14 protein-coding genes are annotated in these 12,742 nt (G+C 71.8%); 9 read left to right on the top strand and 5 right to left on the bottom strand.

Annotated features, from left to right (window positions below; genetic code table 11):
• Positions 1 to 131: 131 nt before the first annotated feature.
• Together AB0G59_RS28310 and AB0G59_RS28305 are read left to right on the top strand one after the other, a co-directional pair.
• Positions 132 to 1,094, top strand: coding sequence for an ATP-binding cassette domain-containing protein (locus tag AB0G59_RS28310; protein ID WP_360917347.1), 963 nt, complete (start codon positions 132 to 134; stop codon positions 1,092 to 1,094).
• Entirely contained in the window at positions 1,091 to 1,909 is an 819-nt protein-coding gene (locus AB0G59_RS28305) for an ABC transporter permease (RefSeq protein WP_360917344.1), read from the top strand. The genes AB0G59_RS28310 and AB0G59_RS28305 overlap by 4 nt, the downstream gene beginning before the upstream one ends.
• 14 nt (positions 1,910 to 1,923) lie before the next feature.
• On the opposite strand, the gene AB0G59_RS28300 is transcribed toward AB0G59_RS28305, so the two are convergent.
• Together AB0G59_RS28300 and AB0G59_RS28295 are read right to left on the bottom strand one after the other, a co-directional pair.
• A complete protein-coding gene (locus tag AB0G59_RS28300) occupies positions 1,924 to 2,361 on the bottom strand; it encodes an arsenate reductase ArsC (RefSeq protein WP_360917341.1) in 438 nt (145 codons plus the stop codon).
• A complete protein-coding gene (locus AB0G59_RS28295) occupies positions 2,354 to 2,785 on the bottom strand; it encodes a metalloregulator ArsR/SmtB family transcription factor (protein WP_360917339.1) in 432 nt (143 codons plus the stop codon). Before AB0G59_RS28295 ends, AB0G59_RS28300 begins: the two co-directional genes overlap by 8 nt.
• An 84-nt stretch (positions 2,786 to 2,869) precedes the next feature.
• Here AB0G59_RS28295 and arsM point away from each other — a divergent pair, with 84 nt between their 5' ends.
• Positions 2,870 to 3,628 carry an arsenite methyltransferase gene (gene arsM, locus AB0G59_RS28290; protein ID WP_360917337.1) on the top strand — a complete coding sequence of 253 codons (759 nt, stop codon included), beginning with the start codon at positions 2,870 to 2,872 and terminating at the stop codon, positions 3,626 to 3,628.
• Positions 3,629 to 3,705: 77 nt separating this feature from the next.
• Here the strand turns inward: arsM and AB0G59_RS28285 are convergent, their stop codons facing one another.
• Positions 3,706 to 4,620 (bottom strand): SGNH/GDSL hydrolase family protein, encoded by a 915-nt coding sequence (locus AB0G59_RS28285; RefSeq protein WP_360917334.1) that lies wholly within the window; start codon positions 4,618 to 4,620, stop codon positions 3,706 to 3,708.
• A gap of 477 nt (positions 4,621 to 5,097) precedes the next feature.
• The gene (locus tag AB0G59_RS28280; RefSeq protein ID WP_071964830.1) at positions 5,098 to 5,757 is read right to left on the bottom strand and encodes a GGDEF domain-containing protein; all 660 of its coding nucleotides are present in this window, start codon (positions 5,755 to 5,757) and stop codon (positions 5,098 to 5,100) included.
• Between the two features lie 509 nt (positions 5,758 to 6,266).
• Between AB0G59_RS28280 and AB0G59_RS28275 the strand changes: the two genes are divergently transcribed.
• The 6 genes from AB0G59_RS28275 to AB0G59_RS28250 all read left to right on the top strand — a co-directional run bounded on the left by AB0G59_RS28275 (position 6,267) and on the right by AB0G59_RS28250 (position 10,990).
• Entirely contained in the window at positions 6,267 to 6,587 is a 321-nt protein-coding gene (locus AB0G59_RS28275) for a hypothetical protein (RefSeq protein ID WP_360917331.1), read from the top strand.
• Between the two features lie 274 nt (positions 6,588 to 6,861).
• Positions 6,862 to 7,797: a bifunctional MaoC family dehydratase N-terminal/OB-fold nucleic acid binding domain-containing protein gene (locus AB0G59_RS28270; RefSeq protein ID WP_360917353.1), complete on the top strand. Its 936-nt coding sequence runs from the start codon at positions 6,862 to 6,864 to the stop codon at positions 7,795 to 7,797.
• Positions 7,794 to 8,225, top strand: coding sequence for a MaoC/PaaZ C-terminal domain-containing protein (locus tag AB0G59_RS28265; RefSeq protein WP_360917328.1), 432 nt, complete (start codon positions 7,794 to 7,796; stop codon positions 8,223 to 8,225). The genes AB0G59_RS28270 and AB0G59_RS28265 overlap by 4 nt, the downstream gene beginning before the upstream one ends.
• On the top strand, positions 8,222 to 9,388 hold the full coding sequence (locus tag AB0G59_RS28260; protein WP_360917326.1) for a lipid-transfer protein: 1,167 nt from the start codon (positions 8,222 to 8,224) through the stop codon (positions 9,386 to 9,388). The genes AB0G59_RS28265 and AB0G59_RS28260 overlap by 4 nt, the downstream gene beginning before the upstream one ends.
• Before the next feature lie 54 nt (positions 9,389 to 9,442).
• On the top strand, positions 9,443 to 10,267 hold the full coding sequence (locus tag AB0G59_RS28255; protein WP_071964835.1) for a glycoside hydrolase domain-containing protein: 825 nt from the start codon (positions 9,443 to 9,445) through the stop codon (positions 10,265 to 10,267).
• A gap of 180 nt (positions 10,268 to 10,447) precedes the next feature.
• On the top strand, positions 10,448 to 10,990 hold the full coding sequence (locus tag AB0G59_RS28250; protein WP_071964836.1) for a SigE family RNA polymerase sigma factor: 543 nt from the start codon (positions 10,448 to 10,450) through the stop codon (positions 10,988 to 10,990).
• 27 nt (positions 10,991 to 11,017) lie between these two features.
• Here the strand turns inward: AB0G59_RS28250 and AB0G59_RS28245 are convergent, their stop codons facing one another.
• Entirely contained in the window at positions 11,018 to 12,670 is a 1,653-nt protein-coding gene (locus AB0G59_RS28245) for a long-chain fatty acid--CoA ligase (RefSeq protein WP_360917322.1), read from the bottom strand.
• Positions 12,671 to 12,742 lie beyond the last annotated feature (72 nt).

Here is a 12,742-nt window from a genome sequence, read left to right as displayed (position 1 = left end):
CATCCACAACACCCTCAACAACACCGACGGCAACGCCGCCGGCCTCAACATCACCGCCACCACCTCCTACGGCAACATCACCGCCCGCAGCCTGTAAGACCGCCCGCAGCCTGTAAGGAAGAGCACCTCTCATGACCAACCTGGCCATCGCGGCGAACGGGCTGCGCAAGTCCTACGGAGACAAGACCGTCCTCGACGGCGTCGACCTGGCCGTTCCGGAAGGAACGATCTTCTCCTTGCTCGGCCCGAACGGCGCCGGCAAGACCACCGCCGTCAAGATCCTCTCCACGCTCATCTCCCCCGACCCCACCAGCGGCCGGATCCACGTCGGCGGCCACGACCTCACCACCGACCCGCAGGCGGTCCGCGCCGCGATCGGCGTCACCGGGCAGTTCTCCGCCGTCGACGGCCTGATCACCGGCGAGGAGAACATGCTCCTCATGGCGGACCTGCAGCACCTGTCCAGGCGCGAGGGACGGCGGGTCGCCGCCGAGCTGCTGGAGCGCTTCGACTTGGTGGAGGCCGCGAAGAAGCCCGCCTCCACCTACTCCGGCGGCATGAAGCGCCGCCTCGACATCGCCATGACCCTGGTCGGCGCCCCTCGGATCATCTTCCTCGACGAGCCGACCACCGGCCTCGACCCCCGCAGCCGCCACAACATGTGGCAGATCATCCGCGAGCTCGTCTCCGACGGCGTCACCGTCTTCCTCACCACCCAGTACCTGGAGGAGGCCGACGAGCTCGCCGACCGCATCGCCGTGCTCAACGACGGGAAGATCGCGGCCGAGGGCACGGCCGAGGAGCTGAAGCGGATCGTCCCCGGCGGGCACGTCCGGCTCCGCTTCACCGACCCGACCGCCTACCGCTCCGCCGCCCTCGCACTGCGCGAGGCATCCCGGGACGACGAATCCCTCGCGCTGCGGATCCCCGGCGACGGCAGCCAGCGCGAGCTGCGCTCCATCCTCGACCGGCTGGACTCGGCCGGCATCGAGGCCGACGAGCTGACCGTGCACACCCCCGACCTCGACGACGTCTTCTTCGCCCTGACCGGCGGCGCCGGCATCCCCGACCAGCCCAAGGAGGCTGTCCGATGAGCACCCCCCTGGCTCCCGCCCGCCCGTCCCGGATCTCCCTCGCCGTGCGCGACTCCTCCACGATGCTGCGCCGCAACCTCCTGCACGCCCGGCGCTATCCGTCGCTCACCCTGAACCTGCTGCTCACGCCGATCATGATGTTGCTGCTCTTCGTCTACGTCTTCGGTGACACCATGAGCGCGGGCATCGGCGGCGGCGGTCCGGACCGCTCCGCGTACATCGCCTACATCGTCCCGGGACTCCTGCTGATGACCATCGGCAGCACCGTGGTCGGCACCGCGGTCTCCGTCTCCAACGACATGACCGAGGGCATCATCGCCCGCTTCCGCACGATGGCGATCCACCGTCCTTCGGTGCTCGTCGGGCACGTCGTCGGCAGCGTGCTGCAGTCGATCGCGAGCGTGGTCCTCGTGGGCGCCGTCGCCGTGGCCATCGGCTTCCGCTCCACCGATGCCACCGTCCTGGAGTGGCTCGCGGCGTTCGGCCTGCTCGTGCTCTTCGCCACGGCGATGACCTGGATCGCGGTCGGCATGGGCCTGATCAGCCCGAACGCCGAGGCCGCCAGCAACAACGCGATGCCCCTGATCCTGCTGCCGCTCCTGTCCAGCGCCTTCGTCCCCGTCGACGCGATGCCGGGCTGGTTCCAGCCGGTCGCCGAGTACCAGCCGTTCACGCCCGCCATCGAGACCCTGCGCGGCCTGCTGCTCGGCACCGAGATCGGCAACAACGGCTGGCTCGCCGTCGCCTGGTGCCTGGGCCTCGCGGTGCTCGGCTACTTCTGGTCGACCTCGAAGTTCAACCACGACCCGAAGTAACCGACCTCGCCCGTCTAGCTCTGCGGCAGCAACTCCCTGATCAGGCCCTCGACGAGGGCCTTGATCTCGTTGCGGATCGGGCGGACCGCGGCCACGCCCTGGCCCGCCGGGTCGGCCAGCGTCCAGTCGAGGTAGCGCTTGCCGGGGAAGACGGGGCAGGCGTCGCCGCAGCCCATGGTGATGACGACGTCGGAGGCCCGGACCGCCTCGGTGGTCAGGAGCTTCGGCCGCTGGGCGGAAATGTCGACTCCGGCCTCGCGCATCGCCTCCACCACGGCCGGGTTGACCGTCCCGGCCGGGGCCGAGCCCGCCGAGCGGACCTCGACGCGGTCGCCCGCGAGGTGGGTGAGGAACGCGGCGGCCATCTGCGAGCGGCCGGCGTTGTGGACGCAGACGAAGAGCACGGACGGCACGGACGGCTTGGTGTCAGCGGTGCCAGCGACATCAGACACGGGCGGGGCCTTTCGGGGCAGCGGACTCTGGCTCGGGCTCGGGCAGCCGCTCACCGGTGGGGCGGGTGAGGAGGGCGGCGAGTTTGTCGGTGGTCTCGGGCAGCAGCCAGTAGTACACCCACGTGCCACGGCGTTCGCAGTCGATGAGGCCGGCCTGCCGCAGCAGCTTGAGGTGGTGGGAGATCGTCGGCTGCGACAGCTCGAACGCCGGCGTCAGCTCGCACACGCACACCTCGCCGCCGTCGCGCGAGGCGATCATCGACAGCAGGCGCAGCCGGACCGGGTCGCCCAGCGCCTTGAAGACCTTCGCCAGCTCGACCGCCCGGTCGTCGTCCAGCGGGGCGGCGAGCAGACCGGTGCAGCAGGTGTCGTCCTGGCCGATGCCGATGCCGATGGCCTCGAGGTCCTGTCCCTGTTTCGACATGTGTCTATCTTGACGTTCTTCGATGCAAGGCGCAATCTTGAATCGAAGGATATCGATGCAGTGCTCGCGAAAAGAGGCGCGATCATGAGCGAGAACCCCACTGACCTGCGAGAAACCGTCCGCGAGCACTACGCGGCCGCCGCCCTCCACGTGGCCGGAGGAGGAGGCAGCGCGTGCTGCGGCGGGCCGCAGGCGGTCGACGTCGACGAGAACTTCGGCGCCACCCTCTACGCCGCCCACGAGCGGGACGAGCTGCCCGCCGAGGCCGTCGCCGCCTCCCTCGGCTGCGGCAACCCCCTCGCCGTCGCCGACCTGCGCGAGGGCGAGCGCGTCCTCGACCTCGGCTCGGGCGGCGGCATCGACGTACTGCTCTCCGCCCGCCGCGTCGGCCCCGCCGGCAAGGCGTACGGGCTGGACATGACCGAGGAGATGCTCGCCCTCGCCCTGGGCAACGCCCGGAAAGCGGGCGTCGCCAACGTCGAGTTCCTCAAGGGCGCCATCGAGGCCGTTCCGCTGCCCGCGCGGACCATCGACGTCGTCATCTCCAACTGCGTCGTCAACCTGTCCACCGACAAGCCCGCCGTCTTCGCCGAGGCCTTCCGCGTGCTCGTACCCGGCGGCCGGATCGGCATCACCGACATCGTCGCCGACGACGCCCTGAGCCCAGCCGAGCGCGCCCGGCGCGGCGACTACGCCGGCTGCATCGCCGGGGCCCTGTCCTTCGCCGAGTACCGCGAAGGGCTCGAGGCCGCCGGGTTCAGGGACGTGGAGATCAACCCCACCCACGCGGTCGCCGACGGCATGCACTCCGCCGTGGTCCGGGCCGTCAAACCGGCGGCGTAGCAGTCCCGTTGCGCCGGAACCGTCCTACGGGCCCGCGAGCCGTCGGTCCGCCCGCCGGCCCGCAGGACGGTCGTGGGTCAGCGGCGCGGGCCGAGTACGAGGGTGTAGGCGACCGCGTCCGCCATGGCGCGTTCGCCGGCGGCGTTGGGGTGGAAGGGGAGGGCGGGCCGTGTCCAGGGGCGGGTGAAGAGGCCCTCCACGTAGCGCTTCTCGAAGGGCTGGCAGGCGTCGTGGCCGAAGGTGGTGGCGTTGGTGTTGACGTAGAGGTCGCCCCGCGCCGTGGCCTGGACGCGCAGCATCGCGTTGAGGCGGCGGAGCGTGCCGCGCAGGTAGGGGACGTCGCCGTCGGCGATCAGCATGGACTTGCGGCAGCCCTCGATGTCGTCGCCGAGAATCGCCGGGTAGCCGACGACGGCCACGCGGGCGTGCGGGGCCCGGTCGTGGACGGCCTTGAGCACGGCCGCGACCTTGGGCGCCGTCTCGTTGATGCGTCGGTCGAGCTCGTCGGTGCCGTTGCGCGTGAAGTAGCGCTGGCAGGGGTTGTCCCTGGGGACCTCGCCCACCGGGTTGATGCACCGGCCGATGATCTCGCTGAAGTCGATGTCGTTGCCGCCGATGCCCACCGTGACCAGGGTGGTGTCCTTGCCGAGGGCGTCGAGCTGCGGCGCGTTGCCGGTCGCGCCCTGCCGCTTCCACATGTCCTCGGTCTTCGCGCCGCCGCAGCTGACGTCCGTGAAGCCGGAGTAGGCCAGCTCGGTGCGGACGAGCGAGGGGTAGTTGGCGCTGGAGCGGCCGCACCGGGTGTCGAGCTGGCGGGGGATGCCGGGGCCGGAGGTGAAGGAGTCGCCCAGGGCGACGTAGCGCTCGGCCGCCCGTGGCCGCGACTCCGCCGCCGTGGCGGCCGCCGGGGTCATGACGCCGGCCGTCAGGGCGGCGACGGTGCCGAGGGCGGAGAGGGCTAACCGGGCTCTGGTCCGACCGGTGCGGGACATGTGTGCGCCTCCTGGTGTCGAAGGGAACAGCGGTCATGGTTTTCGTACCGTGAACCCCCGGCAGACTCGGGCCGGGCGGGACGGGGCGTCAATCGAAAGCCCGGAATGCCCGCTACACATGACCGGATATCGGACCGCGGAGTCCGGTCGGCCGGGGTTGACGACGGTGGTAGGCCATTCCCCGGATGCTCCACGCCGCTACGTACGCCGGAACGTCCCGCTCACGTCACAGACTTCACGAGGCTGACCCGAACGCGCATCAGGGGCATTCCGGGACCCCTCGGTCGCTTCTGGCATGCCCCGATCACTGGTTAGCTCGCTTTCAAGATCGATCGCAGTGTTGCCGAACCACGGTGACCTGCGGCTTCGTCCCGACCCGGCTGCACTGAAGGGGCGGACGGGACACCGGCGTCGTACGCCGGGCGGTGGCCAACCGCCCGGCACGCCGCGGCTGTTTGGGGACAGCCGTGACACCCACTACGACGCCTTCCGCCGCACCGGCGTCAGCAGGGTCAGATGCGGGCCCTGCCGGCCGGTGCGGCGGCTTCGAGCGGTGTGGTGGGCATCGGCGGCTCCGGCGGGCCGCCAGTGGTCGCCGCACCGCTTTGCCGCGTACATGGCCTCGTCCGCGCCGCGCAGCAGGTCCGAGAGGCCGGCTCCGGGGCGGTGGGCGGTGTGGCACAGGCCGATGGAGGCCCTGGGGGACAAGGTCACCCGGCCCGTGTCGAGGGGCGCCGACAGCCGGGCCGAGAGGTACGTCATCTCGGCGTCGGCGTCGGCCTCCGGCGCGAGGCGGACCAGGGCGGTGAACTCGTCGCCGCCCAGCCGCGCGGCGAAGCCGCCGCGCTCCCGGCACCACTGCGCGAGCCGGCGGCCGACGGCCGCGATCACCTGGTCGCCCACCTCGTGCCCGTGGGTGTCGTTGATCTGCTTGAAGCCGTTGAGGTCCAGCAGCAGGACGGCGGTGTGCGGGTGGCGCAGGGCGCGCGGGCCGCGGGCGGTGAACTCCTCGCGACGCATGAGTCCCGTGAGGCGGTCGGTGCGTGCGGTACGGAGCCGGCGGGCCAGGAAGAACGCGTGCGTGACCCAGCCGACGGTCGGAGCGGCGACGGGCAGAGCCTGGAGTATGAGGTTCATCGGGCACCTTCCTGTGATTTCGGTGAACTCGCGTTGCTGACGTGAGAAATGGGTCGCCTGTGGCGACCCGCCGAGCGGCGGCCCGATCGCGCCGCAGTGGCCCCGGCGGCGGCTGGCCGGGCGGGACCGGGCGGTGGATCGGGCCGTCATGCAGGACGTCCCCGTTTCCGGTCGGAGGGAGCGGGAGGGACGTGCCGGTGTCGCGAAAGTCGCGAAAAATCGCGCAGATCTCGTGTGGGTCGGGGCGGGTGGCCACATTTCTGCCGAAACGGTTCGGCACTTGGGGCGTATGGGACGTGAGGGTGTCGAGTTAGGGCCGATACGCGGCTTTTTGGTGAGGTGGGGGTTTAATCACGGGGTGTCATGCTTGCGAGGGAATGAGGACAGCCTGGGGGTTCGGTGGAGATTCGGTGGGCAAATCTGGAGGCGCGACGTCGAAACAAGCCAGTGCGCGGTCGGCCAACCGCCCGGCAAAGTCCCGTAGTTCCTGTTCCTGTGGAGGAATTGACATGGCAAGCACCCGCACTGCCGCCCGCGTCTTCGCCGCCCTCGTGGCTCTCCCGATGGCCGCCCTCTTCTTCGCCGGCGCCGCCCAGGCCGACGACGGGGGCCAGCTGGCCAACCGCGGTTCCAACGCGGCCGCCGCCGGGGTCGTGGGGAGTGGCGTCGGGGGAAGCAACCACGGCAACAGCACGACCACCCAGCAGCAGGCCAACGGCCCCGGCGCCTCGAACCAGGCGAACACGGCGAGCGTCAACGGATCCGGCCATCATGGGCACACCGCGATCCAGCAGGAGAACGTGCGGATCACCTTCACCAACATCTGGTGACCCGGGAGGGCCCCCGGGGGTGACACCGGAGGCTCCCCTGACGACCCCCGCCTCCCGGGGTGTCACAAGGTGATGTGGTGAGAGTTGGACAGGGTCTGTACGAACCGCGCGGCGGCACTCCGGTGCCGCCGCGCGGTCGTTCGCGCTCCCGGGCACGGCACCTTGACAGCCCTGACTGACCTGACGGACAGTCAGATAGGTGAGCGACCAGAGCGCCCAGAGCGATCGGCAGCCCGATCGGCAGCCCGAGGAGCGGTCCGAGCAGCGCCCCGAGCTGCCGTACGAGCGGCTCAAGGCGTACGAAGGCCGCCCGGCCGTCTCCGGCCGTGGCCCGGACCCCGTCAACATCCCCATGATCAGGCACTGGTGCGAGGCCATGGGCCACACCGGCCCGGACCGCGCGGGCACGGACCCCGTCGCCCCGGCCACCATGCTCCAGGCCTGGACGCTGGGCGGCCTCTCCGGCGGCGCGGGCGAGCGTTCCCGCGCGTACGAGGAGCTGCTGGGCCTGCTCGAGGGGGCCGGTTGCACCGCCGTCGTCGCGACCGACTGCGAGCAGGAGTATCTACGGCCGCTGCGGCCCGGGGACGTGATCACCTTCGAGGAGGTGATCGAGTCCGTCTCGCCCCGCAAGACGACGGCGCTCGGCACCGGTCACTTCCTCACCACGCGGACCGAGATCAGGGCAGACGGCGAGCTCGCCGGCATCCACCGCTTCCGGGTGCTGAGGTACGCGCCGCGCCCCCGGCCCACCGCGCCCCCGGCCCCCGCTCCCGCCCCACGCCGCCCCCGCCCCGTGATCAACCGCGACAACGCCGGCTTCTGGGACGGCGTCGCGGCCCACCGGCTGCTCATCCAGCGCTGCGGGGACTGCGGAAAGCTGCGTTTCCCCTGGTTGCCGGGGTGCGGGGACTGCGGGTCCGCGCGCTGGTCGGCCGTCGAGGCGAGCGGCGCCGGCACGGTCTTCTCGTACGTCGTGATGCACCACCCGCCGTTCCCGGCCTTCGAGCCGCCCTATGCCGTCGGGTTGATCGAACTCGCCGAGGGCGTACGGATGATCAGCAATGTCATCGGCGTGGAGCCGGAGCGGATCCGCATCGGGATGCCGGTCTCGCTGGAGTTCGTCCGCGTGGACGAGGACCTGGAGCTGCCGTTCTTCCGCGCGCACGAGCCGCATGAGCCCCACGAAGCGAGCGGGGCCCGGTCATGAGCGACCTCCCGCGCCCCGGCGAGGCGCTGCCCGCCCTCACCGTCCCCGTCACGCGCACGCTCATCGTCGCCGGCGCCCTCGCCTCCCGCGACTACCAGGACGTGCACCACGACGCCGAGGCGGCCCGGGCCAAGGGGGCCCCGGACATCTTCATGAACATCCTCACCACCAATGGCCTCGTCGGCCGCTACGTCACCGATTACGTCACCGATCGCTTCGGCCCCGACGCCGTGCTGCGCAAGGTCGCCATCCGCCTGGGGGTGCCCAACTACCCGGGCGACACCCTCGTTTTGACCGGAACAATTAACTCCGTATGTGCGGACGAACGCATCGCCGAAGTCGGCATCACCGGCACCAACAGCCTCGGCCATCACGTCACGGGCACCGTCACCGTGGCCCTTCCCCGTCGCCCCGAGGAAGGCGCGTGAGCGCCCGGCGCCCGGACGCCCTGGGCGGCAGGGCCGCCGTCGTCGGCATCGGGGCCACCGCCTTCACCAAGGACTCCGGCCGCAGCGAGCTCGCCCTGGCCGCCGAGGCCGTGCGGGCGGCCCTCGCGGACGCCGGGCTGGGCCCCGGAGACGTCGACGGCATGGTCACCTTCAGCATGGACACCAGCCCCGAGATCACGCTGGCCCGGGCGGTCGGCATCGGGGAGCTGTCCTTCTTCTCCCGCGTCCACTACGGCGGCGGCGCGGCCTGCGCCACCGTCCAGCAGGCGGCCCTCGCCGTCGCGTCCGGGGTCGCCGAGGTCGTCGTCTGCTACCGCGCCTTCAACGAACGCTCCGGGCGCCGCTTCGGCGCCGGCGTGCAGCACCGGCAACCGTCCGCCGAGGGGGTCGCGCTCGGCTGGGTGCTGCCCTTCGGCCTGCTCACCCCCGCCTCCTGGGTGGCCATGACCGCCCGCCGCTACCTCCACACGTACGGGCTGACGCCCGAGGTGTTCGGCCACGTCGCGGTCGCCGGCCGGCGGCACGCGGCCCGCAACCCGGCCGCCCACTTCCACGGCAGGCCCATCACCCTCGCCGACCACGCGGCCTCGCGCTGGATCGCCGAGCCGCTGCGGCTGCTGGACTGCTGCCAGGAGACCGACGGGGGCCAGGCGCTCGTCGTCACCTCCCTCGAGAGGGCCCGTACGCTGCCGCACCCGCCCGCCGTGATCACCGCCGCCGCGCAGGGCGCCGCCCGGGGCCAGGAGCAGATGACCGGCTTCTACGGCGACGAACCGGCCGGACTGCCCGAGGCGGGCGTCGTCGCCCGGCAGCTGTGGGCGGGCAGCGGACTACGGCCGGCGGACGTCGACGCGGCGATCCTCTACGACCACTTCACGCCCTACGTACTTCTGCAACTGGAGGAGTTCGGTTTCTGCGGGCCCGGCGAGGGCGGCGCCTTCGTGGCGGCGGACGCGCTGCCGCTGAACACCCACGGCGGGCAGCTGGGGGAGGCCTATCTGCACGGCATGAACGGCATCGCGGAGGCGGTCCGGCTGCTGCGCGGCACCTCGGTCAACCAGGTGCCGGGCGCCCGGCACGTGCTCGTCACCGCCGGGACGGGGGTTCCCACCTCGGGGCTGATTCTCGGCGCAGACGGATGAAACCAGGGCGTGTCGGAGCAGAAGGGTGGTCTTCGGGCCCCTTGACTCGGCCGTATGCACCGACGGAGAAAGATCATCGGATATCTCGTCGCCCTGATGGCGGCGCTGGCCCAGGTGGTCGCCCACGCCGTACCCGTGACGGCGGCACCGGCCGCCGGTCCCAGCATCTACCGGGGCCGCGGCTTCGACACCTGCCAGGCTCCGCCGCTGACCACCCTCAGCGCGTGGGGAGCGACCTCCGGCTATGGAGCCGTCGGCGTCTACTACGGCGGCCGGGCCCGCGCCTGCCCGAAGCAGAAGTACCTCAGCAAGAGGTGGCTGACCGGCGCCCGTGACCTGGGCTGGCGGATCCTGCCCGTCTTCGTCGGCTCCCAGTCGCCCTGCGTCCGCGCCAGCTCCAAGGCCGGCTACCCCATCGGCGACGACCCTGACGGCCAGGGCACCGACGAGGGCCGCGACGCCGTCCGCAGCGCCTCCGCGCTGGGCATCGCGGCCGGCAGCCCGCTCTACCTCGACATGGAGGCGTACGACTACGCCGACTACGACTGCGCCGACATCACCCTGTCCTTCATCCAGTCCTGGAGCCGCACCGTCAGCCGCCACGGCTACCTGCCCGGCTTCTACAGCAGCGCCGAGTCGGGCGTGCGGCACATGGAACTCGCCCGGCGGGCCGGCGTGGGCAACCTGCCGGAGATCCTGTGGTTCGCCCGCTGGCGGCTGCCCGCCTCCACGGAGAGCGAGCAGGTGCTCTCCGCCGCGGCCTGGCATCCGCACCGCCGCATCCACCAGTACGCGGGCAACGTGACCGAGACCCACGGCAGCCGGAAGCTGACCATCGACCGCAATCTCGTCGACGCGCCGGTGGCCGTCATCCAGTGACGGACGCCGTCGCACGGCACCCCCACCGGCACCCGCACCGGCGCACGACCCCCCAGACCACCCCTGGGGGGTCTCCCCCTCCAGGAGGTGGGCCCGTCCTTCCGGGTACGACCTGAGGGGGACCGTTCTTCGGCACCTCCGGCCGATCCGCAGCTATGCGCGCGCTCATAGCGTGGAGACATGACAGCTACTACGACGCCTGTGTGCACCCGCGCATCCACCGCAGCCGTGTACCCGTCGTTCTCTTCGTACGTACGGGTCCGGGGCGCGGTGCTGCAGCGCACCGCACGTTCACTGACCTCGAACCCGTGCGATGCCGAGGATCTGCTGCAGACGGCGCTCACCAAGACGTACCTGGCCTGGGACCGCATAGAGGACCACCGCGCCCTCGACGGCTACGTCCGGCGGGCGCTGGTGAACACGCGCACCTCGCAGTGGCGCAAGCGCAGGGTCGACGAGTTCCCCTGCGAGGAGCTGCCCGAGCGCGAGGAGAGCCCCGCCGCCGACCCCGCCGAGCAGCAGGCGCTGCGCGACGCGATGTGGCGCGCGGTGCGCCGGCTGCCGGAGCGGCAGCGGGCCATGGTCGTCCTCAGGTATTACGAGGACATGACCGAGGTGCAGACCGCCGAGCTCCTCGGGGTCTCCGTCGGCACGGTCAAGAGCGCGGTCTCCCGCGCGCTGGGCAAGCTCCGCGAGGACCCGGAACTGGCCGCGGCGGCGTAGCGTGCGCCGGGCCGCGGCCCGCTCCCGTCAGCCGAGCGTGGTGACGACCAGGTCGCCGTCCGCGTACTGCCTGCGCAGCACCTTCTTGTCGAACTTGCCCACCGAGGTCTTCGGCACCGACGGGACGAGCGCCCAGCGCTCCGGCAGCTGCCAGCGGGCGATGCGCTCGCCGAGGAAGCCGCGCAGGCCCTCGTAGTCGACGGCCGATCCGTTCCTGAGCACGACCACGGCCAGCGGCCGCTCGCCCCACTTGTCGTCCGGTACGGCCACGACGGCGGCCTCGGCGACCTCCGGGTGGGCCATCAGGTGGTTCTCCAGCTCGACCGAGGAGATCCACTCGCCGCCCGACTTGATGACGTCCTTCGCCCGGTCGGTGAGGGTGAGGAAGCCGTCCGGGGAGATCGTGCCGACGTCGCCCGTGCGCAGCCAGCCGTCCGGGCTGAACTTGTCCGCCGGCCGCTCGGGCTCCCCGCCGGCGCCGCCGTGGTACGCGCCGGCGATCCAGGGGCCGCGGACCTCCAGCTCACCGGCCGACTCGCCGTCCCAGGGCAGGACGTCCCCGCCCGGCCCGACCAGCCGCGCCTCGACGCCGGCGGGCATGCGGCCCTGCGTGACGCGGTACGGCCACGCCTCCTCGGCGCTCAGCCCGACCGGGGGGAAGGCCACGGAGCCCAGCGGCGAGGTCTCGGTCATGCCCCAGGCCTGGACGAGCGTGAGCCCGTGCCGCTCCTCGAACGCCTTCATCAGCGAGGGCGGACACGCCGAACCGCCGCTGATCACGGTGCGCAGCGAGGACATGTCGCGGGGCCTGGCGTCGAGTTCGGCCAGCAGCCCCTGCCAGATCGTCGGCACGCCGGCCGTCACGGTCGGGCGCTCGGACTCGATCATCTCGGCGAGCGGCGCGGGCTGCAGGAAGCGGTCCGGCATCAGCAGCGACGTGCCCGCCATGAACGCGGCGTGCGGCAGGCCCCAGGCGTTGACGTGGAACATCGGCACGACGGGCAGGCAGATCTCCGCGGGGGTCAGCCCGAAGGACGCCCCGGCGTTGACCTCCATCGCGTGCAGGTATATCGAACGGTGGCTGTAGACCACGCCCTTGGGGTCGCCGGTGGTGCCGGAGGTGTAGCACAGGGCGGCGGCCTGCCGCTCGTCGAGCTCGGGCCAGGGGTAGTGGTCGGCGGGGTGGCCCGCGATGAGGTCGTCGTACTCGTGCACCTGCGGGTGGGCGCCGGCCAGCGCGGACCGGTCGCCGGGGCCGGAGACCACGACGTGCTCGACGCAGTCCAGGTGCGGCAGCAGCGGCGCGAGCAGCGGCAGCAGGGAGCCGTTGACGATGACGACGCGGTCGGCGGCGTGCTTGACGATCCAGGCGAGCTGCTCGGGGGGCAGTCGGAGGTTGAGGGTGTGCAGCACCGCGCCCATGGAGGGGACCGCGAGGTAGGCCTCCACATGGTCGGCGTTGTTCCACATGAGTGTGGCCACGGGCTCGCCCTCGGCGACCCCCAGGGCCCGCAGGGCGTGGGCGAGTTGCGTGGCCCGGCCCCCGATCGCCGCGAAGCTGCGCCGGTGGGGCGCGCCCTCGCCTGTCCAGGTCGTCACCTGAGCGCTGCCGTGGACCCTCGACCCGTGGGCCAGGATCCGCGAGACGGTCAGCGGTACGTCCTGCATCGTGCTCTGCACCGGGGGCCTCCCCATTCTGCGCGTCGTTACGCGAGGGTAGTTCCCGGTGATTCTGCTGACGTATCCGTCGGT

Origin of the sequence: Streptomyces sp. NPDC021096, assembly GCF_040641275.1 — a bacterium.
Lineage (GTDB): Bacteria > Actinomycetota > Actinomycetes > Streptomycetales > Streptomycetaceae > Streptomyces.
Note: the sequence above shows the minus strand (reverse complement) of the source record. Positions and strands in the feature narration are given on the sequence as shown.

Excerpts from the sequence above, each read along its gene's own strand:
- AB0G59_RS28310 (WP_360917347.1), top strand. The coding sequence starts at position 132 with ATGACCAACCTGGCCATCGCGGCGAACGGGCTGCGCAAGTCCTACGGA.
- AB0G59_RS28305 (WP_360917344.1), top strand. The coding sequence starts at position 1,091 with ATGAGCACCCCCCTGGCTCCCGCCCGCCCGTCCCGGATCTCCCTCGCC.
- AB0G59_RS28295 (WP_360917339.1), bottom strand. The coding sequence starts at position 2,785 with ATGTCGAAACAGGGACAGGACCTCGAGGCCATCGGCATCGGCATCGGC.
- arsM (WP_360917337.1), top strand. The coding sequence starts at position 2,870 with ATGAGCGAGAACCCCACTGACCTGCGAGAAACCGTCCGCGAGCACTAC.
- AB0G59_RS28285 (WP_360917334.1), bottom strand. The coding sequence starts at position 4,620 with ATGTCCCGCACCGGTCGGACCAGAGCCCGGTTAGCCCTCTCCGCCCTC.
- AB0G59_RS28280 (WP_071964830.1), bottom strand. The coding sequence starts at position 5,757 with ATGAACCTCATACTCCAGGCTCTGCCCGTCGCCGCTCCGACCGTCGGC.
- AB0G59_RS28275 (WP_360917331.1), top strand. The coding sequence starts at position 6,267 with ATGGCAAGCACCCGCACTGCCGCCCGCGTCTTCGCCGCCCTCGTGGCT.
- AB0G59_RS28265 (WP_360917328.1), top strand. The coding sequence starts at position 7,794 with ATGAGCGACCTCCCGCGCCCCGGCGAGGCGCTGCCCGCCCTCACCGTC.
- AB0G59_RS28255 (WP_071964835.1), top strand. The coding sequence starts at position 9,443 with ATGCACCGACGGAGAAAGATCATCGGATATCTCGTCGCCCTGATGGCG.
- AB0G59_RS28250 (WP_071964836.1), top strand. The coding sequence starts at position 10,448 with ATGACAGCTACTACGACGCCTGTGTGCACCCGCGCATCCACCGCAGCC.